Source organism: Micromonospora lacuserhaii (assembly GCF_036902735.1).
Classification (GTDB): domain Bacteria; phylum Actinomycetota; class Actinomycetes; order Mycobacteriales; family Micromonosporaceae; genus Micromonospora.
Map to the genome: position 1 here is coordinate 107,224 of NZ_JBAKHO010000007.1, position 19,576 is coordinate 126,799.

The 19,576-nt window shown below is 72.9% G+C and carries 20 protein-coding genes and 1 tRNA gene; 14 read left to right on the forward strand and 7 right to left on the reverse strand.

The genetic code is table 11. The annotated features are described in order from the left end of the window. The first annotated feature begins 29 nt into the window (after nt 1–29). The 4 genes from V6U81_RS07255 (at nt 30) to V6U81_RS07270 (ending at nt 3,462) form a co-directional block, all read left to right on the forward strand. A complete protein-coding gene (locus tag V6U81_RS07255) occupies nt 30–2,204 on the forward strand; it encodes a thiamine pyrophosphate-dependent enzyme (RefSeq protein WP_420883990.1) in 2,175 nt (724 codons plus the stop codon). Nucleotides 2,205–2,315: 111 nt separating this feature from the next. Then, entirely contained in the window at nt 2,316–2,753 is a 438-nt protein-coding gene (locus V6U81_RS07260) for a DUF3052 domain-containing protein (protein WP_334485758.1), read from the forward strand. 83 nt (nt 2,754–2,836) lie between these two features. Then, nucleotides 2,837–3,304 (forward strand): peroxiredoxin, encoded by a 468-nt coding sequence (locus tag V6U81_RS07265; protein WP_334485760.1) that lies wholly within the window; start codon nt 2,837–2,839, stop codon nt 3,302–3,304. Between the two features lie 83 nt (nt 3,305–3,387). After that, nucleotides 3,388–3,462 (forward strand) — tRNA-Val (locus tag V6U81_RS07270). Between the two features lie 492 nt (nt 3,463–3,954). On the opposite strand, the gene V6U81_RS07275 is transcribed toward V6U81_RS07270, so the two are convergent. Beyond that, on the reverse strand, nt 3,955–4,320 hold the full coding sequence (locus V6U81_RS07275; protein WP_334485763.1) for a hypothetical protein: 366 nt from the start codon (nt 4,318–4,320) through the stop codon (nt 3,955–3,957). Nucleotides 4,321–4,800: 480 nt separating this feature from the next. On the opposite strand from V6U81_RS07275, the gene V6U81_RS07280 reads away from it, so the two are divergent. The 3 genes from V6U81_RS07280 (at nt 4,801) to V6U81_RS07290 (ending at nt 6,780) form a co-directional block, all read left to right on the forward strand. Further along, nucleotides 4,801–5,424 carry a hypothetical protein gene (locus V6U81_RS07280; RefSeq protein WP_334485765.1) on the forward strand — a complete coding sequence of 208 codons (624 nt, stop codon included), beginning with the start codon at nt 4,801–4,803 and terminating at the stop codon, nt 5,422–5,424. Nucleotides 5,425–5,824: 400 nt separating this feature from the next. Then, nucleotides 5,825–6,427 (forward strand): hypothetical protein, encoded by a 603-nt coding sequence (locus tag V6U81_RS07285; protein WP_334485767.1) that lies wholly within the window; start codon nt 5,825–5,827, stop codon nt 6,425–6,427. Then, nucleotides 6,424–6,780, forward strand: a complete 357-nt coding sequence (locus V6U81_RS07290; RefSeq protein ID WP_334485769.1) for a transcriptional regulator — start codon at nt 6,424–6,426, stop codon at nt 6,778–6,780. The genes V6U81_RS07285 and V6U81_RS07290 overlap by 4 nt, the downstream gene beginning before the upstream one ends. Nucleotides 6,781–7,091: 311 nt before the next feature. Here the strand turns inward: V6U81_RS07290 and V6U81_RS07295 are convergent, their stop codons facing one another. Together V6U81_RS07295 and V6U81_RS07300 are read right to left on the reverse strand one after the other, a co-directional pair. Further along, the gene (locus tag V6U81_RS07295; protein ID WP_420883988.1) at nt 7,092–8,279 is read right to left on the reverse strand and encodes an epoxide hydrolase family protein; all 1,188 of its coding nucleotides are present in this window, start codon (nt 8,277–8,279) and stop codon (nt 7,092–7,094) included. Further along, nucleotides 8,272–8,604, reverse strand: a complete 333-nt coding sequence (locus V6U81_RS07300; RefSeq protein ID WP_334485771.1) for a hypothetical protein — start codon at nt 8,602–8,604, stop codon at nt 8,272–8,274. The genes V6U81_RS07295 and V6U81_RS07300 overlap by 8 nt, the downstream gene beginning before the upstream one ends. Before the next feature lie 172 nt (nt 8,605–8,776). Between V6U81_RS07300 and V6U81_RS07305 the strand changes: the two genes are divergently transcribed. The 4 genes from V6U81_RS07305 (at nt 8,777) to V6U81_RS07320 (ending at nt 13,366) form a co-directional block, all read left to right on the forward strand. Next, a complete protein-coding gene (locus V6U81_RS07305) occupies nt 8,777–9,094 on the forward strand; it encodes a hypothetical protein (RefSeq protein ID WP_334485773.1) in 318 nt (105 codons plus the stop codon). Between the two features lie 287 nt (nt 9,095–9,381). Beyond that, complete coding sequence (locus V6U81_RS07310; protein ID WP_334485775.1) at nt 9,382–11,496, forward strand: MMPL family transporter; 2,115 nt, start codon at nt 9,382–9,384, stop codon at nt 11,494–11,496. Between the two features lie 69 nt (nt 11,497–11,565). After that, nucleotides 11,566–12,747, forward strand: coding sequence for a sensor histidine kinase (locus V6U81_RS07315; protein ID WP_334485777.1), 1,182 nt, complete (start codon nt 11,566–11,568; stop codon nt 12,745–12,747). Further along, complete coding sequence (locus V6U81_RS07320; RefSeq protein ID WP_334485779.1) at nt 12,740–13,366, forward strand: response regulator; 627 nt, start codon at nt 12,740–12,742, stop codon at nt 13,364–13,366. The genes V6U81_RS07315 and V6U81_RS07320 overlap by 8 nt, the downstream gene beginning before the upstream one ends. Before the next feature lie 52 nt (nt 13,367–13,418). Here V6U81_RS07320 and V6U81_RS07325 read toward each other — a convergent pair whose 3' ends face one another. Beyond that, the gene (locus V6U81_RS07325; protein ID WP_334485781.1) at nt 13,419–14,336 is read right to left on the reverse strand and encodes an SCO6745 family protein; all 918 of its coding nucleotides are present in this window, start codon (nt 14,334–14,336) and stop codon (nt 13,419–13,421) included. 371 nt (nt 14,337–14,707) lie between these two features. Between V6U81_RS07325 and V6U81_RS07330 the strand changes: the two genes are divergently transcribed. Continuing rightward, entirely contained in the window at nt 14,708–15,271 is a 564-nt protein-coding gene (locus V6U81_RS07330) for a GNAT family N-acetyltransferase (RefSeq protein ID WP_334485783.1), read from the forward strand. Beyond that, nucleotides 15,268–16,065, forward strand: coding sequence for an alpha/beta fold hydrolase (locus V6U81_RS07335; RefSeq protein WP_334485785.1), 798 nt, complete (start codon nt 15,268–15,270; stop codon nt 16,063–16,065). Before V6U81_RS07330 ends, V6U81_RS07335 begins: the two co-directional genes overlap by 4 nt. Here the strand turns inward: V6U81_RS07335 and V6U81_RS07340 are convergent. Beyond that, nucleotides 15,987–17,033 (reverse strand): phosphotransferase family protein, encoded by a 1,047-nt coding sequence (locus V6U81_RS07340; protein ID WP_334485787.1) that lies wholly within the window; start codon nt 17,031–17,033, stop codon nt 15,987–15,989. The two genes, V6U81_RS07335 and V6U81_RS07340, sit on opposite strands and share 79 nt — an antisense overlap. 188 nt (nt 17,034–17,221) lie before the next feature. Here V6U81_RS07340 and V6U81_RS07345 point away from each other — a divergent pair, with 188 nt between their 5' ends. Beyond that, complete coding sequence (locus V6U81_RS07345; RefSeq protein WP_334485789.1) at nt 17,222–18,370, forward strand: polysaccharide pyruvyl transferase family protein; 1,149 nt, start codon at nt 17,222–17,224, stop codon at nt 18,368–18,370. Nucleotides 18,371–18,383: 13 nt separating this feature from the next. On the opposite strand, the gene V6U81_RS07350 is transcribed toward V6U81_RS07345, so the two are convergent. Beyond that, nucleotides 18,384–18,590, reverse strand: a complete 207-nt coding sequence (locus tag V6U81_RS07350) for a hypothetical protein (RefSeq protein WP_334485791.1) — start codon at nt 18,588–18,590, stop codon at nt 18,384–18,386. 95 nt (nt 18,591–18,685) lie between these two features. Next, nucleotides 18,686–19,558 carry a carbohydrate kinase family protein gene (locus V6U81_RS07355; RefSeq protein ID WP_334485793.1) on the reverse strand — a complete coding sequence of 291 codons (873 nt, stop codon included), beginning with the start codon at nt 19,556–19,558 and terminating at the stop codon, nt 18,686–18,688. Between the last annotated feature and the right edge of the window lie 18 nt (nt 19,559–19,576).

Genomic DNA, 19,576 nt, shown 5'->3' on the forward strand with positions numbered 1-19,576 from the left:
CGCCGACGGTCGGCGGCCCGGTCGTCACCGTGTCGGCAACCGTGCCCCGTCAGCTCGGGGCGGCGGCCTACCAGGTCGACGCCGACGGCGTCACCGAACCGCTCGACGTCGACATCGCCGCCCCGACCGACTCCCCGGCCGGCTCCGAGCCGCACGCCGGCCTTGAGCCGCACGGCCTTGAGCCGCACGCTGGCGGCGACGCCGACGTCCTGCCGGGCGGGCCGACCGGGGACGCCGCCGGTGGCCGGGAGGACGCGTACGCCGGGGCGGCCCGGGACGTGCTGCGCGGGATGGTCGCCTCCGCCAGTGAGCCGATCGCCGGCGGCCGGCACAAGGTGTTCGGCCGGGCCGACCTGGCCATCGTCCCCACCACCTCCACCATCGCCTCACACCTGCCCCGGGCCGTCGGGCTGGGGCTGGCCGTGGAACGGCTGCGCCGGCTCGACACCGCCGGGCGCCGCGACGGAGGCGACACGCTCCGCTCGCCGTGGCCCCGCGACGCCATCGTGGTCTGCTCGTTCGGCGACGCCTCGGTCAACCACGCCAGCGCCACCGCCGCGCTGAACACCGCCGGCTGGTACGACCACACCGGGCTGCGCATCCCGGTCCTCTTCGTCTGCGAGGACAACGGGCTGGGCATCAGCGTCCGCTCCCCGCAGGGGTGGGTGGAGCGGACGCTGCGGGCCCGCCCCGGCATCCGGTACTTCTCCGCGGAAGGGGACGACCCGATCGGGACGTACGCGGCGGCGGCCGAGGCCGCGGCCTGGGTGCGCCGGCACCGCCGGCCGGCCGTGCTGCACCTGCGGACGGTACGGCTGATGGGGCACGCCGGCGCCGACGCGGAAACCGCGTACCGCAGCGCCGCGGAGATCGCCGCCGACGAGGCCCGCGATCCGGTGCTGGCCAGCGCCCGGCTGCTGGTGGAGGCCGGGGTGGCCACCGGTGCGGAACTGCTCGCCCGGTACGACGAGCGGGGCTGGCAGGTGCGCCGGATCGCCGAGGAGGTGCTGGACGAGCCGAAGCTCGCCACCCCCGCCGAGGTGGTCGCCCCGCTCGCCCCGCGCCGGCCGTCGCGGGTCTCCACCACGGTGGCCGATGCGGCGGCCCGGGCCGCCGGCCCGGACGCGGGCGCCCGGGCCGCGGCGTTCGCCGGTCGACCGCCGGAGCTGGCCGGCCCGCTCACCCTGGCGCAGAGCATCAACGCCGCGCTCGCCGACGGGATGCTCGACCACCCCGGCATGGCCGTCTTCGGCGAGGACGTCGCCGCCAAGGGCGGGGTGTACGGGGTGACCAAGGGGCTGCGCGAGAGGTTCGGCGCGGCCCGGGTCTTCGACACCCTGCTGGACGAAACCTCGGTGCTCGGTCTCGGGCTGGGCGCCGGCCTGGCCGGGATGCTGCCGGTGCCCGAGATCCAGTACCTGGCGTACCTGCACAACGCCGAGGACCAGCTGCGCGGCGAGGCGGCCACCATGCAGTTCTTCTCGGCCGGGGCGTTCCGTAATCCGATTGTGGTGCGGGTGCCGGGGCTGGCGTACCAGGAGGGGTTCGGCGGGCACTTCCACAACGACAACTCGGTGGCCGTACTGCGGGATGTGCCGGGCCTGGTGGTCGCGGTGCCGGCGCGGCCGGACGACGCCGCGCCGATGCTGCGGACCTGCCTGGCCAGCGCGGCGGTGGACGGCACCGTCTGCGTCTTCCTGGAGCCGATCGCGCTCTACCACACCCGTGACCTGTACTTGCCGGGCGACGGCGAGTGGCTGGGGCGGTACGCGGAGCCGGGTGCCTGGGCGGCCGGGCACGTGCCGATCGGCCGGGCCCGGGTCTACGGCGTCGGGTCGGCCGAGGACATCACGATTCTCACCTTCGGTAACGGGGTACGACTCTCGCTGCGGGCGGCGGCCACCCTCGCCGACGAGGGGATCGGCAGCCGGGTGGTGGACCTGCGCTGGCTGGCCCCGCTGCCGGTGGCGGACATCATCCGGGAGGCCTCGGCGACGGGCCGGGTGCTGGTGGTGGACGAGACGCGCCGCTCCGGCGGGGTGGGGGAGGGGATCATAGCGGCGCTGGTGGATGCCGGATATGTGGGCGCGGCGCGACGAGTAGCCGCAGTTGACTCGTTTGTACCATTAGGTCCGGCTGCCCGTCAGGTTCTGGTCTCGGAGGAAGCCATTACCCAGGGTGCCCGTACGCTGCTGGCACGGTAAATTCCGTTCCACCCGGTGCGCCGCTTGCGCGGTGGGCCGCAACTGTGTGGACTTTGCCTGACGGCGTCGCCCGACGCCGCGAGCAGGGACGAGATGAGGAGGCACGCGACAGTGAGCGCGACCGCTGGTCAGGCCGCCGACGGGGTACGCAGCCTGGCGGACCGGTTCGGGATCGAACCGGGGATGGTCGTCATGGAGATGGGGTACGACGACGACGTCGACCAGGATCTCCGGGACGCCCTGACCGACCGCTGTGGAGAGCTGGTCGACGAGGACACCGACGAGGTGGTCGACGCGGTGCTGGTCTGGTACCGCGACGGCGACGGTGACCTCTTCGAACTCCTCGTCGACGCCCTCGGCCCACTGGCCGACGCCGGTGTCGTGTGGCTGCTGACCCCCAAGGCCGGGCGCGACGGGCACGTCGAGCCGAGCGAGGTCGCCGAGTCGGCGCAGACCGCGGGGCTGCAGCAGACCTCGACGATCAACGCCGGCCGGGACTGGAGCGGCGCCCGCCTCGTGCTGCGCCGCGGCTCCAAGAACAAGAAGTAGCCGGCACGTCGGAGGCCCGGCGGCGGACGCCGTCGGGTGTGGCAGGCTGAATGCCACCGAGACTCAACTCCCGAGGAGCTTGCATGCCGATCGAGGTTGGCGCCGAGGCGCCGGACTTCGTGCTCAAGGACCAGAACAACCAGGAGGTCCGTCTCTCGGACTTCCGCGGCAAGCGCACCGTGCTGCTGGTCTTCTACCCGCTCGCGTTCACCGGCATCTGCCAGGGCGAGCTCTGCGAGGTGCGGGACAATCTCAACGAGTACGTCAACGACGACGTCCAGGTGCTCACGGTCAGCGTCGACTCGGTGTACAGCCACAAGATCTGGGCCGAGAAGGAGGGCTACCAGTTCCCGCTGCTGGCCGACTTCTGGCCGCACGGCGCGGTCGCCCAGGCGTACGGCGTCTTCAACGACGTCGCCGGCATCGCCAACCGGGGCACCTTCGTCATCGACAAGGCCGGCGTCGTCCGGTTCGCCGAGATGAACATGCCGGGCGAGGCGCGGGACCAGCAGGGCTGGCGCAAGGCCCTCGCCGAGGCCGTCGCCGCCTGACCCTCACCGGGGCACACCGTTCGACCGGGCCGGTGGCCGGCAGGTAAGCTTGCCAGCCTCCGGCCCGCTCCTACGGGCGTTCCGGGCGCGTAGCTCAGTGGGAGAGCACTCGCCTTACAAGCGAGGGGTCGCAGGTTCGAAACCTGCCGCGCCCACCACGATTGACCTGCAATGGAGCCAATCACAAGATCACGCTCGCGCCTCGTTTGTAGCAGCGCATGTAGCAACGAGGACGGCTCAGTGCACATGCGGAGGGGGCGGCGTGCGGCGGCAGCCTGGCCCCGGACTCAGCGCGCTTCGAGGACGAAGAAGATGAAGCAGAGGAACGACGTGCGGTCCACGAGATGTGGAGGCAGGAGTTCGCGCGGTGCTGCCTCGCGGCACATCCCGTCGTCCAGATCCCTGAGTGACTAGCTGAGTGACGACCGAGAGGCGCAAGGCCGGACGCCGATGGACCACGGTGGGCGAGAGCGCCAGCGTGGCCGTTCGTTGCCGCAGGCCGGCGGGCGCCGATCGTTGCCTGGGGTCAAGGGGTTGGTGTCACAGGCGGGCTCTCTGGTTGCGATGAGCTCGATCAGCTGATCCAGGGACAGCCATGGGCGAGACCGGTGAATCATCCGATGGCAGTTCGAGCGGACGGAGTGTCCGTGCTATCCGACGTACCAGTCGAGCAGGTCCCAGCCTGGCGGTGTCGCCATGACGAGCAGCATGGCGATGCTGGCGGCGCTGACCATGGCCAGCAGACGCCACCGGGGCTGCTCGGCCCGGAAGTCGGCAGAGGTCAGCAACGGCAACGCCACCAGCAGGCAGAGCAGGGCCGGGATGAAGCCCACGCCGACCGCGACAACTGCTGGCCAGGACCAAGCGGGCGGCGCCTGCTCGGGGAAGTATTCAGCATCCGTTATGAGGTATGCGACTACCGCGTAGCTGTAAGCCGCAAGAATGAGTAGCTGTATCCACACGAGCGTCCACACCCGTCGGCTGGTACCCGCTGCTCGCTCCGCCGTCGCCTGCATGGCGGCAGGATAGCGGTTTACGGTGACCGCAGCCTCCCTCGCTTTGACGTCCTGATGAGGACGTAGCCGCCGGCGGGACGGCTGTCGACAGCAACGCTGACAGCAACGCCGCCGGACGGCGGCACGCTGACGAGTGCTGGCACGGACGAAGCTCCGAGGGTGCAGCCGTTGCCGGACGCGTGCGGACGCGACGCCCAGGGCTTGTGATCGAGGAGTCCGTCGATGACCTCGCGGGCCGTGCTGGGCCGGGCCGTCAGATGAGGTTGTTGCCGGGCAGATCCCAGCCTCATGCCCGATCCGTGCCCGATGCAGGGTTCAATACTGGCCTCCAATCGCACGCCGGCAGCCGCAATCTGAACGCTCCGTGCAAATTGACCAACCAGCACGGCTACCCATCGTGGACGGTTGGAACGACAACGGACTCGGTCAAGTGGCCGAACAGGTACTGGCGCGGCCATCGGCAACAGGTGAGCATGCCTCATGGATCCTGCTGCGGCGGCCGTCGCTGCCAACCCGCTACGGCCCCGCCGCACCTCGTACCTGGTCGCCGCGCTGATCGCCGTCGGTAGTGTGCTGGCCGCCCCCGCGGTGCTGTTCCTGATTCCCGCCGGGGGTGATCTCGGACAGCGCATCACGCCCGGCCAGCCGGTCACCGTGCACGTGCCCGAGGCCGGGAAGATGGTGTGGGCCAAGGACAGAGGCCCCCAGAACTTCCCCGGCGTTGGCTGCGCCCCCTCCCCGGCGGACACCCAGGAACTCGGGTGGACCACGGTCTCGATGCGTCCCGACGATGTCACCTTGAACGCGAACGGTGAGCGCTGGCGCGGCGTGATGGTGGTGCATGCCCAGCCCGCCGGAACGTACACGGTGACCTGCACGGCCTCGGCTGCGGACGGCACACCGTCGCTCTCAATCGGTGATCCTCCCCGGTTCCACAACCCGCGTTCGAAGGCACTGGCGGTGCTGGCCGCCTCCGTCCTGGCATCCCTCGGGGTGCTGGTCGGCACCGTGTTAGCGGTGGTCGTCGCGGTCCGGCGGCGGCGCTCGTCGCAGGCGGGGTTGGGTGACCCCTGCTTGACCCCTACCGGGCGGAAGAACAGCTAGGCAAGCCACGCCAGCAGGCATGTCAACAGTGGGTCGAGCTTCGCCATCATCCACCTGCGCGGTCCGTTAACCCGCTCGTCCTGCGGATGCAGGGTGTAGCAGTGCATGTAGCAACGATGACGGACGACGGCGCACGGTCACGTCCTCCCAGCGCGAACGCTGCTGCCTGCAAGGGCGCGGTGCCCCAGGAAGGCGAGGCCCGGGTCCGGCGGCGTCGTCTATCAGTTCTGCCGCTGTCCGTGACCGACCATGCACCAATCGGAGGCTTCTACTAGCGCCAACCGGTTTGCTATGCAAACCTGTCTGTATGACTTCCAATGCGGTTCCTGCCGGCGGTGACCCACGCCGGTTGCTGGCTGATGCGCGCGACCTCGCGCGCCGGGTTCGTCTTGCGCAGCGGGTGACGTGGCTGCCGCTGCTGGTGCTGGCCCTGGTGATCTTCGGGGCGATCCCGGTGTACCGGTACGGTCGGGTCGTCAGCGACTGCCAGGCGGTGGGCGACGGTCAGGTGTGCAAGGTCTGGTTCCAGGCCGTGACGTTCTACTGGTTGGCGGCGCTGGCGCTGGCGTACGTGGTGATTGCCAGCGGATACCTGCGGGTCGCCCGGGCCCGGGGAGTGGACGCCCGGGTGCTGCCGTACGCGGTCGCCGGCGTCGCGCTCGTCGGGCTGGGCTTCGCCTTCGCGGCGGTGTGGGTCCACCTCGCCCCGCTGGACTACCCGGACGAGCCGTCCGCCTTCGTCCAGGTCCTGTTCCGGCTGCTCGATCCGCCCGGCGCGATCGGGGTGGCCCTGCTGGTGCTGGCCTGGCTGGAGCGGCACGTCGCGCTGCTGCTGTTCGCCCTCGGATACCTGGCGGTGGTGCTGGTGCCGATCAACTTCGGCTGGGGAGCGCACTGGGGTCCGCACACCTGGTTCGTGCCCCAGTTGGTCATCAACGGCGGCGTGCTGCTGCTGGGCAGCGCCGGCTTCGCGCTGGCGCAACGGCTGCGGCGGCCCCGGTGACCGGCCCCGTCGACATCCCGGCGCCGGACGAGAACGAGTCTCCACATCCGGTCACCGGGCTGGACGACGTGGTGCACCAGCGGGTCCGGCTCGGCATCCTCACCGTCGCGCACGAGGCCCGCCGGGTGGAGTTCGGCTTCCTGCGCACCCAGTTGGAGCTGACCGCCGGCAACCTCTCCCAGCACCTGGGCGTGCTGGAGACGGCCGGCCTGGTCGAGGTCGAGAAGGGCTACGCCGGCCGGCGCGGCCGGACCTGGATCACCCTCACCGCCGCGGGCAACGCCGCGCTCGCCGAGGAGATCGCGCGACTCAAGCAGCTCATCGCCCGCGTCGAGACGACGAACGGCCAGTAGCGACAGCAGCCGACCGAACAGCCATCTCTTCACCTGGCATGCGGCGCCCGGCGCCCGACAGCGCTGGCTCGGTGCTGCCCAAGACAACACGTGGGTGACTGTCGACAGCAATGAGCCCGGACGACGACAGCGGCCGGCAGCCGCGCGCGGACAGTCGCCGAGGTCGCGGACGCGTAAGGACCTCCCCGGACGAAGTGCCCAGAACTTACAAGCGAGGCTCCGAGCTCTTTCGCTTGGACGGGCGGGTCCCTGACATCAACCGGTCGGGGCGATCGCCTCGCTCAGCTATCGCAGCGTTTCCCATTGCAGGGTCAACGCTCCTCGCTGGACGGCTCCTGTCGCCGGAGCTGACCGAAGAAGGCGCGAATGTCACGGACGAGCAGGTCGGGCTGTTCCATCGCGGCGAAGTGACCACCACGGTCGAACTCGTGCCAGAGAACGATGTGGTTGTCCCGTTCTGCCAACCGCCGTACGGGCAGCACGGCGTCACCCGGGAAGACGGCGACGCCCGTGGGTGTGCGTGACCGCTGGTTGGCCGGTGGCGTCGCCGGGTGGAAGGCCTCGTAGTAGAGGTTGGCCGAGGTGCCAGCGGTGCCGGTGAGCCAGTACAACATGACGTTGGTCAGCAGGTGATCACGATCGACGGCATCGTCTGGTGACTGCTTCGAGTCGGTCCACTCCATAAACTTCTCGACGATCCAGGCGAGCTGGCCGACAGGGGAGTCGGTCAACCCGTAAGCCAGGGTCTGCGGCCGGCTGCCTTGGATTCTCGCGTAGCCGGACAGTTCCGGCTCGACCCGGGAGAAGTGCTCCAGCCGGGCTCGATCCTCGTCGGAGAGCGCTGCCGCCTCGGCCGGATCACCTGAGGGCAGGGTGAGCACGGTGTTGAGGTGCACCCCGATGAGGCGATCCGCGTCGATGATGCCCAGTTCCCGGGTGATGGCGTGCCCCCAGTCGCCGCCTTGGCCGCCGTAGCGGTGGTAGCTGAGTCGGCGCATCAGCTCGGCCCATGCCCGGGCGATCCGTGGTACGTCCCAGCCCGGCTCGGAGACGGGTCCGGACAGCCCGAAGCCAGGGATGGAGGGCGCCACGATGTGAAAGGCGTCGGACGGGTCTCCGCCGTGCCGGCGTGGATCGGTGAGCGGGCCAATGACGTTGAGGAACTCCGCCACCGAGCCGGGCCACCCGTGGGTGATGATGAGCGGCAGCGCATTCGGTTCGGGTGAGCGGGCGTGCAGGAAGTGGATTGTCGCCCCGTCGATGACGGTGGTGAACTGCGGGATCTGGTTGAGCCGGGCCTCGTGTGCTCTCCAGTCGTACTTGGTGAGCCAGTAGTCGCTTAGCTCCTTCAGGTAATCCGCCGGTACGCCGCGGCTCCAGCCGGTGCCGGGTAGCTGCTGCGGCCAGCGGGCCCGCGCGAGCCGGTCCCGCAGGTCTGCCAGCTCAGCTTCCGGTACCTCCAGTCGGAACGGGTGCAGAGCCGTCATGTCGTCACTCATCGGGGTCCTCCTGCTCTTCCAGCCACCTCATGTGGGTCTCCCAAGCGGACTGCTTGGTGGTGCCGAGCGCGGTGCCGATCTGTGCCCAGGAGGCGCCGGTGGCACGGGCCGTTCGGACCGACAACTGCCGCCCATATCCCGCCTTGCGGATGAGCACCTCGCCGAGCGCGAGCAGCTCCAACGCCTCCTCTCTGCTCAGCGGCTCCGCCTGCGGATCTGGGTCCTCCAGCCCCGGCGGTGCCAGTGAGTCGCGCCGCCGCAGCTCGTCGAACCGGGCCGCCGCCGTCAGGAGCGTGAATTGCCGCTCCGCCTCGTCTGGGGTCATGCGGCTCAGTCTTCCGTCAGGTCACCCTGACGTCAAGCTGGCCTGACGGTCGCTCTGACTGGACTAGCTTCAAGCCGTGACAGCCGTCAGATGGCTCCGTGCGGTGCTCGGCAGGGCTTCCAGGGTGCGATCCCGGGAGGCTCCTGCGGCGCCGCCCTTCGCGCCGGAGCGCATGCCGCTGCTCGAGTTGGCCCGGTTGCTCACCCAGAGACACAGCGATCGGGTCGCCAGCGCGTACGTCGAGGTCGTGACCTTCGCGTCGGCCGACGAGATCGTGGAGATGCTGAAGGTGCTGTTGGAGGAGGACTGGATGGGTCTTCCGGCCTGGGCACGGAATCTCGCGTTCCGGCTCGCCTGCCTCCAACGGCCGGACGACGTCGAACTGTTGCGTGTGGCGGCCAGCGACCTCTACGCCTTCGGCCCGGACTGGGACGCCATCGCCGCGGACCTCTATCGCCAGGCAGACAGTGCGGCACCCCCGGCGCAGTAATCGTCTGTCGCCCACCAGCGACTGATCCGGCGAGCCGGATCAGTCGGGGCAGGTCCGCCGATCATTCAGCCTGAACTGGCATTTTGTGCGGCTCGCCGGGACATCGGGTGCAGCTCACCCGCGGTCGGTCAGCCGCGTGCCGGCGCAGTTCGTGCCTGTGAACCGCCGCCCGAGCACCTGCGACTTTCGTTGGGTTCGAGGTCTCCACTTTCGCGCCAGGTCACCGGTGAGCTGCGCTCCTAGCGTGGGTGTCGGATGTGTGGCGGCGATTCGACAAGGGGACTCTGATGGCAGGCGTATGGCACCGTGTGGCGCGGCTGGTGGCCGGCCGCAGGACCGCATGGCTCGTCCTGGTGGCGGGCCTGGTCGTGGCGGCGGCGGCCACCGGAGCGCTGCGGGGGGCCCAGGCGCCGGGCGCGGGCAAGGCGTTGCCGACCGGGTCGGAGGCGGCCCGGGCGCAGCAGATCGAGAAGCGCTTCCCGCACCACGGGCTGGCGCCGGTGGTGGCGGTGTTCACCCGCCACGACGGCGGCACGTTGACCGACGACGACCTGGCCGCCGCCACGAACGTGGGGCAGAAGTTGGCGGAGGACGTGGATCGGCCGGCCTTGCCACCGATCCGGTCCGAGGACGGCAGGGCGACGGTGGTGACCGTGAAGGTCGACGTCGACCGGTCGAGCGAGCAGATCGCCGACACCGTCCACCGGCTGCGCGTCGCGGCGCGGGAGGACGCACCGGCGGCGCTGACGGTGCGGATCACCGGTGGGCCGGCGTTCGGGGCCGACATCGCCTCGGCGTTCGACGGGGCGAACGTCACGTTGCTTGCGGTCACGATCGGCATCGTGGCACTGCTGCTCCTGCTCACCTACCGGTCGCCGATCCTGTGGCTGGTGCCGCTGGTGGTGGTGGGTCTGGCCGATCAGGTCGCCGCGGTGGTGACGGCGGAGCTCGGCGAGGTGGCGAAACTGCCGTTCGACGCCGGGATCATCAGCGTGCTGGTCTTCGGTGCCGGCACGAACTACGCCCTGCTGCTGATCTCCCGCTACCGCGAGGAACTCCACCGCAGCGACGATCACCGGGCGGCGCTGGCCGCGGCGGTGCGCGCCACCGGTCCGGCCATCGTGGCGAGCAACCTCACCGTGGTGGCATCGCTGTCGACCCTGTTGCTGGCCGCGATGCCCGGCACCCGTGGACTGGGACTGGCCGCCGCGGCCGGACTGGTGATCGCGCTGGCGTTCGCGCTGCTGATGCTGCCCGCCGCGCTGGCGGTGTGCGGACGGCGGCTGTTCTGGCCGTTCGTGCCGAGGGTCGGCGCCGAGCCGGCGGCGGGACGGGTGTGGCGGCGTACGGCGGAAGCGGTGACCCGGCGGCCGGGGCCGGTGCTGGCCGCCTCGCTGCTGGTGCTCGCGGTGGCGGCCGGCGGGCTGATCGGCGCCCGGGTGGGCCTCAGCCAGCTCGAGCAGTTCAGGGTTCCGTCGGAGTCCGCAGCCGGGCTGCAGGCGCTCGCCCGCCATTTTCCGGCCGGTGAGTCGGCGCCGCTGACCGTGATCGCCAACTCCTCGACCGCGGAGGCGGTCACCGAGGCCGCGCTCCGGGTACCGGGGGTGACCTCGGTGCGCCCGGCCGGGACCGCCGACGGGCTGGCCAGGCTGGCCGTGGTCGGCTCGGCCCAGCCGGGCAGCGCCGCCGGGTTGGACACCGTACGCGAGCTGCGCGCGGCGGTGCGAACGGTGCCGGGCGCCGACGCGCTGGTGGGCGGCCAGGACGCGCAGGCCCTGGACGTGCGTGTCGCGTTCCGCGACGATCTGCTCACCATCGCGCCGCTGATCCTGGCCGTGGCGTTCGTGCTGCTCGCTCTGCTGTTGCGGGCGCTGGTGGCTCCGCTGCTGCTGGTGGCGGTGAACCTGGCGGCGGCGGTCGCGTCGATCGGGGTGGGAACGTTCGTGGGCACCCGCGTTTTCGGGTTCCCGGCGCTGGATGTCAACGTGCCGCTGGTGGCGTTCCTCTTCCTGGTCGCACTCGGCATCGACTACACGATCTTCCTCGCCCACCGCACCCGGCAGGAGGCAGCCGCGCACGGTACCCGCGGCGGGGTGGTGGAGGCGGTCACCCACAACGGCGCCGTGATCACCAGCGCCGGGCTGGTGCTGGCCGGCGTGTTCGCCGCTCTGGGGGTGCTGCCGCTGACCATGCTCGCCCAGTTGGGGTTGATCGTCGGGCTCGGCGTGCTGATCGACACCCTGCTGGTACGCAGCATCGTGGTTCCCGCGGTGGTGGCCCTGGCCGGTGACCGGATCTGGTGGCCGGGCCGGCTGCGCCACCGGGCAACCCGGCAGCCTGCTGGCGGGGGCGAGGTCACCGGAACGCTGCCCGCGCGGGCCGTCGACGTGTCGGGACGATGAGCCGCCGCCGCGTCCCCACCCGCCGAAACGCGTCGTACGACGAGTGGGGCGGCTAGCGTGATCGGCACCATGTCTGCCGCCTGGTCGCGTCCGGTCGCGTTGGTGCTGCTGCGCCGCAGCGAGCACGTGCTCTTCGCGGTGCTGCTGCTCGTCGGTGTGATCGGCGCGGAGGCGGGGCCGCGGCGCTGGCTGCTGGCCGGCGGCGCGGTCGGGCTGGCCGGCTGGTACGCCGCGGGAGTGGTGCTGGCCCGCCGCAGCCGGGCCCGCCGGTGGGCCGCCGGGTGGCTGGTGGTGCTGACCGCGGGCTGGGCCGGGCTGGTCGCCGCCTCGGTGAGCTTCGTGTGGCTGGCGTTCCCGCTGTTCCTGCTCTACACCCAGATGCTGCCGTTGGTGCTCTCGGTGCCGGCGGTGGTGGTGGTCACCGCCGGTGCCGTCACCGCGATCGCGCTGGACCGGGGTCGGCTGGACTCGGCGACGGTGGTGGGGCCGCTGGTGGGTGCGACGGTGGCGGTGGTCATCACCGTGGTCTACCGGGACCTGGCCGAGCAGGTGCGGCAGCGGGCGGCGCTGATCGACCAGCTGACCGCCACCCGTGACCGGCTGGCCGCGTCCGAGCGGCGGGCCGGGGTGCTGTCCGAACGCGAACGGCTGGCCCGCGAGATCCACGACACCGTCACCCAGAGCCTGACCAGCATCGTGCTGGTCCTGCGCACCGCCCGCGACACCGATCCCACCCTGGCCGCGGCACTGCGCGCCCAGCTCGACACCGCGATCGCCGCCGCCCGTACCGCACTCACCGACACCCGCCGGCTGGTCCGCGATCTGACGCCTGCCGAGCTGGCCGGCCGGTCGCTGCCCGATGCGCTGAGCCGCATCGTGGCCGACCAGCCGGGCCTGGTCGCCCGGCTGCACGTGGAGGGCGAACCGGTCCCGGTGCCCACGCCGGCAGCGGTGGCGGTGCTGCGCGGCGCCCAGGAAGCGCTGGCCAACGTGCGCGCCCACGCCCGGGCACGGCGGGTGGAGGTGACGCTGACCTTCCTGCCCGACACCCTCAGCCTCGACGTCGTCGACGACGGCGTCGGCTTCGACCCCCTCCTGCCCATGGGGCCCAGCACCGGCACCGGGCTGGGCCTGACCGGCTTGCGCGCTCGCGCCGCCGAGGTCGGCGGCAGCGTCGAGATCGACTCCGCGCCCCGGCGCGGCACCGCCCTCAACCTCACCGTGCCCCGCCGGGAGCCCACCGATGACTGAGATCCGGGTCCTGCTCGTCGATGACCATCCGGTCGTGCGGGGCGGGCTACGCGCCGCACTCGGCACCGACCCGGCGATCATCGTGGTCGGCGAGGCCGCCACCGGCGACGACGGCGTCGCCCAGGCCCGGGCCCTGCGGCCCGACGTCGTGCTGATGGACCTGCAGCTCGGCGGCGGAATCGACGGCGCCGAAGCCACCGCCCGCATCCGCCGCCTGCCCGACCCCCCGCGGGTGCTGATCCTGACCACGTACGACCGCGACGCCGACATCCTGCCCGCCATCGCCGCCGGCGCCACCGGCTACCTGCTCAAGGACGCCGCCCCCGAGCAGCTGCGCCGCGCCGTGCACGACACCGCCGCCGGTCGGACCGTGCTGGCCCCCTCGGTGGCCACCCGGCTGGTCGAACGCACCCGCTCCCCACAACCGGCACTGACCGCCCGGGAAACCGAGATCCTGTCCATGGTCGCCGACGGACTGTCCAACCAGGCCATCGGGCGGGCCCTGTTCATCACCGAGGCCACCGTCAAGTCCCACCTGGTCCAGGTGTTCGCCAAACTCCGGGTCGACAACCGCACCACCGCCGTGGCCGAGGCCCGTCGCCGCGGCATCATCGCCTGAGACAGGGAGGTCAACGTCTCGGCGCCGGGACCGCAGAGGAACCGGGCCGCGATCAGGTCGAGCGGGACGCCACCCGCGAGGGCACGGCGTTGTCGACGTTGAGGAGTCCCGCGCCGACCACCGCCCGGCTCATCGGCCGGGTCAGCTCGGCGAGGCGGGCACACCCCTCGGCGCCGAGCACCGCGTACGCGGGGGTGGCGAGCCGGTCGGTGGCCGCCTCGATCCACGCACGCTGCGCCCGCCCGCGGTCGCTCAGGGCCGGCTCGTCGCCCTCGATCAATCCGCGCCCGCGCAGCCCTTCGACCGCGTCGGCCCACTGCTCGCCGCTCCAGCCACGGGTGCGACGCAGGAAGCGGACCGGCACCTCGCCGGACGCGGCGTGCAGCACCAGTGCCTCCAACCCGGTCAGGCCGGCGAGCACCAGGGCGGCCACGTGCCCGTCGCCGCGGAACTCCCGTAGCAACGTCTGGGCCTGCCAGAGAATCAGGTGCGGCTGCTCCGGCCAGGGCAGCGCGGCGTGGGCGGCGAACAGTGGCCGCCCCTCGGGGTGGGCGGTCGCGGACTCGGCCGCGCGACGGGCCAGCTCGGCGGCCTCGACCATCTCCGGGCCGTGCACCGCGTCGCCGAGCGCGCGGGTCAGCGCCGCACCGGCGGCCTCCAGCCGGGCCGTCAGCACGGCCGCCGGCGTCGCCCGCTCCCAGGCGGCCGGCAGCACCCGGGCGACGAGGTCCGGATTGAAGTTGAAGAAGGTCGCGACGACCGGGCCGGGGCCGACCGGCCCCAGGGCAGCCGCCCGGGAGGCGAAGTAGCCGGCCGGCTCGGCGATGCCGAGGGCCGCGTACCGCTCGTGCGCCTCGGGCACGAAGTAGATCATCCCGTGCAGGGGCTCGGTCACCCGCCAGGCGTGGCGCGCGACGGCTGGGTCGAGCGCCGCCGGCTTCGGCCAGCTGGGATCCGCCACGTCCGTCATCTCGCTGCCTTCCGTCGACGACGTTACCGGCCGGTAGCTTCCCATGCCGGCGACGGCCGTGTCACCCACCAGTTCCGCCCCGCTCCTTCCCGGGCCCGCCCCGGCAGGCAGGCGTGCCGTCAGACCATCGCGACGGCCGATCGGGGGCGTGCTCGCCGACCGGGTCGGCTGACACCCGGACCGGCGTCGGGCCGAAAAGCCGTGCGCGTGCCGGCCGTCGCGCTGGTACGGTCCGACGGCGCGGGCGTCCGCGACCGGCAGCGAGGAGGATGAGGCCATGGGACACCAGGAGTCGCCGCATCATGCCCTCATCCGGGTCGCGTCGCGCTGAAGCCCGCGACCCGGTCGCTCCTCGTGACCAGGAGATCCGCGTGGTACCCGCACCCTGTGACACCGACCTGACCACCGACCGCCTCGTGCTGCGGCCGTGGTCGGTCCCCGAGATCACCGCCGTCGTCGCCGGCGCCCGACTGCCGCACTGGGCGGCCGACTTCCCGTCCGAGGTGGACCGGATCAGAGTCGGCCAGCTCGCGGCCGACCCGGAGCGCCAGCACCCGTACGGCCACCGCCAGCTCCTCGAACGCGACACCGGCCTGGTGGTCGGCGCGATCGGGCTGTTCTGGCCGCCCACCGACGGCGTGGTCGAGTTCGGCTACGGCGTCGTGCCGTCCCGCCGCCGCCTCGGGTACGCCACCGAGGCGGCCCGGGCGATCGTCGCCTTCGCGCTCACCCTGCCCGGCGTGCGTACCGTGGTCGCGGACGTCGACCCGGCCAACGTGGCCTCGGTCGGGGTGCTGGAGAAGGCGGGCCTGCGGCGAACCCCCACCGCCGTACGCTCCGCCCGGGCGGACGGGGAACTGCGCCGGTACGTGATCGGCGCCCACGACGTGGTACCCGGTGGGTACGGGACACGACCGGAGGGAGGCGCCCGATGAGCTACGCGGACGTCAACGGGCTGCGCCTGTGGTACGAGGTCCACGGCAGCGGCCACCCGCTGGTGCTGCTGCACGGCGGCTACGGGGCGGTGGAGATGTTCGCCCCGGTCCTGCCGGCGCTCGCCGCGCGGCGGCAGGTGATCGCCGTGGACCTCCAGGGGCACGGCCGCACCGCCGACGTGGACCGTCCACTGCGGTACGAGTCGATGGCCGACGACGTCGCGGCGCTGATCCACCACCTGGGCCTGCCCGGGACGGACGTGCTGGGCTACTCCCTCGGCGGCGGCGTCGCGCTGCGTACCGCGATCCAGCATCCCGGGCTGCTCCGCCGGCTGGTGCTGGTCTCCGTGCCCTGCCGGCGGCGAGGCTGGTACCCGGAGGTGCTCGCCGCGATGGCGACCCAGGACGAGCGGGTCGGCGAGCAGATGCGCGGCACGCCCATGCACCAGCTCTACGAGCGGCTCGCGCCCCGCCCGCAGGACTGGCCGGCCCTCTGGGCCAAGACCGGTGACCTGCTGCGCCGGGAGTACGACTGGTCGGCGGAGGTGGCCGCCCTCACGGTACCCACCATGCTGGTCTACGCCGACGCGGACTCGATTCCGGTGACCCACATGGCGGAGTTCTTCGGCCTGCTCGGCGGCGGCCACCGGGACGCCGGCTGGGACGGCGCCGACCGGCCCGCGGCCCGGCTGGCCGTGCTGCCCGGCCTGACCCACTACGACATCGTCGCCTCGCCGGCACTGCCCGGGGCCGTGCTGCCGTTCCTCACCCACGAGGTCCGCTCGCCGGGCTGAGCCTCCCGGGGGCCGGTCGGCGGGTCGACGGCCTGGCCCAGCCGCTGGGCGACCCAGGGCAGCAGGGCGTCCGCCTGGGCCTGCTGGAACGCCCGCACGGTGGGGATGCCCAGCGGCGCCGGCCGCCGGGCCGCGTCGGCGAAGAAGCCGGCCAGCCCGGCGTACACGCCGGTCAGGGCGTGGGGGTCGACGTCGGCGGTGAGCGGCGACCGGCGGAGCAGCGCCTCGGTGTCGTGGCCGCCGTGCAGCCGCACGTTGACCAGCAGCAGGGCGGTGTCCAACCAGGCCGGTCCCCGGCTGGCCCACGGCCAGTCGACCACGGTCACCGCGCCGGCCGCGTCCACCAGCAGGTTGTCGGCCCGGACGTCGAGGTGGCAGAGCGTGTCGCCGCCGAGCGCCGCGATGCCCCGGTCCGCCGCGGCGCACAGCTCGTCCAGGTGGGCCCGGGCCCACGGGTCGAGGCCGGCCGGCGGGTCGGCGGCGATCCGCTGCCAGCCGGCGAAGTCGTACGCCAGATGTTCGGCGGCGGTCGGCGCGTGCGCGACCGGGCTCGGGGTGAGCGCGGCGGACATGGTCTCCAGCGCGCCGAGCACCGCGTCGAGCTCGTCGGGCCGCCACGGCGTCGCCGGGTGCCGGCCGTCGACGTCGGCGAGGACCAGCGCCACCCACTCGCCGTCGTCGTGGCAGCCCAGCAGCCGGGGGGTCGGCGCGTACGCGGGAAGGGCGGCGGTGTTGCGGGCCTCGGTGCGGTGCATCCCGGGGGAGTCCCCGTTCTGCGCCGGGCTGACCGCCTTGACGAACGCCCGCCGGCCACCAGCGGTGCGGACCCGGTCAGCCGTGCCGGGGGAGTAGCCGCCGGGCTGCGAGACGGCCTCGACCACCCGGTCGCCGAGGATCCCCTCCACGGCGGACCGGACGTGCGCGGGCAGGTCGACCCAGTCGAGCCGGGTCTTCGTCAGGCCGTCCATGTCACCCACGGTGACCCGCAGCCGTGGCCCGGGCAAGCAGATTACGTCGTCGCCGCCCTGTTCCGACCCGGTCGCGTGGCCCGTCGCCGTCCGAGATCGGTGTCCGGACCGGCCCGCTCCCGCGCGCCTGAGGTATGTCCACCCGCGCAGCGGGAAACCGCGCCCCGACGTACCCGGGAGGAGTGAGGATGACGGACGCCACCGGCCTGACCATCGGTGTGCTCGGCTCGTACGGCGGGCGGAACCTCGGCGACGAGGCGATCCTCAGCGGGCTCCTGGCGGACCTGCGCCAGCAGGAGCCGAACGCCCGGATCATTGTCTTCTCCCGGAATCCGGCGCACACCGCGCTGGCCCACCCCGACGTGGAGGCGGTGCCCTGGGAGGGGGTCAGCCGGGTCGACTCGGCCCAGGTGCTGGCCGAGCTGGACCTGCTCATCCTCGGCGGCGGCGGCATCCTCTACGACAAGGAGGCGCGGCGCTACCTGCGGGTCGTCCGGGTCGCCCAGGAACGGGGACTGCCCCTGCTCACGTACGCGGTGGGGGTCGGGCCGCTGTCGGACGCGGTGGACACCGGCATGGTCCGGGAGACCCTCTCCGCCGCCACCGAGGTGACCGTCCGGGACCAGGAGTCCCGGATGGTGCTGGAGGAGGCCGGACTGGTCAATCCGATCACCGTCACCGCCGACCCGGCGTTCCTGCTCGAACCGGAGGACTTCCCGGCTCAGCTGCTGCGGGAGGAGGGGGTGCCCGCCGGGGCGCGTCTGGTGGGGCTGAGCGTCCGAGAGCCCGGCCGGGCCGCCGAGCGGCTCGACGTCGACGGGTACCACCGGCTGCTCGCCCAGATCGGCGACTTCCTGGTGCACCGGATCGACGCGTACGTGCTCTTCGTGCCGATGGAGCGCGACGACATCCGCCACTCGCACGGGGTGCTCTCCCACATGATCGCCGCCGAGCGGGGCCGGATCCTGCACGGCGACTACTCGCCCCGGCAGGTGCTCGGCCTGATGAGGCACTTCGACCTGGCGGTCGGCATGCGGCTGCACTTCCTGATCTTCGCCGCCATGGTGGGCACGCCGTTCCTGCCGCTGCCGTACGCCGGCAAGGTCTTCGACCTGGCCCAGCGGCTCGGGGTGCCGGCGCTGCGCGGGGTGCAGCGGGAGGTCGAGGGTCCGCTGCTGGCCGAGGTCGACCGGCTCTGGGACGAGCGGGAGTCCCGGGCGGAGTCCACCGCGCGGCGGGTCGCCGAGGTCTGCGACCAGGCCCGCGGCACCTCCCACGTCACCCGGGCGGTGCTGGAGAGCATCCGCTCCCGGAGCCTGTCCCGGGCGGTCGTCTGACGCCCTCGCGGCCTCAGACCGCCGGGCCGCGCCAGCGGTAGCACCAGCGCCGGGCGTCGTGGTCGACCGTCTCCAGCTCGTAGATCTGCGCCTCGGCCAGGCCGTGCGGCCCCATGTGGTGGTGGGTCAGCGGGGGGCGGTCGTTGCTGTCCAGCTCGACGTCGACCGTCTCGCCGTCGGCCGGGCCGTCCACCAGGGGGATCCGCACGTTCGAAGCCATGCGCCCATCCTGCCCCGGCCGCCGCCGGCTCGCAGGATTTGCCGGGGCAGTGGGGCGAGGCCGGCGAGCTCGGACCCGGTGTCCCGGCGGCCAGCTCAGGCGCGCGGCAGCAGGCCCGCGGGGTACTCCATGCCGTCGTGGGTGCAGGCGGCGGCGGCCACCCGGGCGGCGTACCCGGCCGCCTCCGGCAGCGCCGCGCCGCGCAGCCGGCCGGCGATGAGCCCGGCGGCGAAGGCGTCCCCGGCGCCGTTGGTGTCGATCACCGCGGCGGGCGGCGTGGCGGCGGCCAGCGGCAGCGGCTCGCCCTGGCCGGTGTGCAGCTCCGCGCCGTCCGCGCCCCGGGTCACCACGACCGTGCGCGGCGCCAGCCCGGCGGCGACCTTCCCGGCCCGCTCACCCAACTGGACGCCGCTGACGAAGACCAGGTCGGCGGCGTCGGCGAAGGGGCGGTGGTAGGGGTTGGCGCCGTCCCAGTCGTGCAGGTCGGTGGAGAGCGACACGCCGGCGGCGCGGGCGTCGCGCAGCGCCGGGAGCGCGTCCCTGGCCCAGTCCATGATCGATACGTGGACGTGCGCCGCGTCCCGCACCAGCTCCGCCAGGTCGTCCGCCGGGAACGGCGCTCCGCCGTGCCAGGGGCGCGGGTCGTAGAGCGACATCCGGCGGCCGGCCGGGTCGACCAGGTTCACCGACCGGCGGGTGCCGCCGGGGTCGTCGGCCAGCACGGCCCGCACCGTGCTGCGGGCCAGCGCCGCCCGGACCACGTCGCCGGCCGGGTCGGTGCCGAGCACGTCCACCACGGCGACCCGCAGCCCGATCGCGGCGGCGGCCAGCGCCACCCCGGCGCCGGTGTTGCCGATCCGCAGCTCGATCGGCGGGACGGTGAGCGAGTCGGCCGCCGGCAGCGGGAGCTGCGGCACCCGGGCCCGGATGTCCACGCCGAGGCCGCCGATGACGAGAAGGTCGCACATGGCGCCGACGCTAGCCGG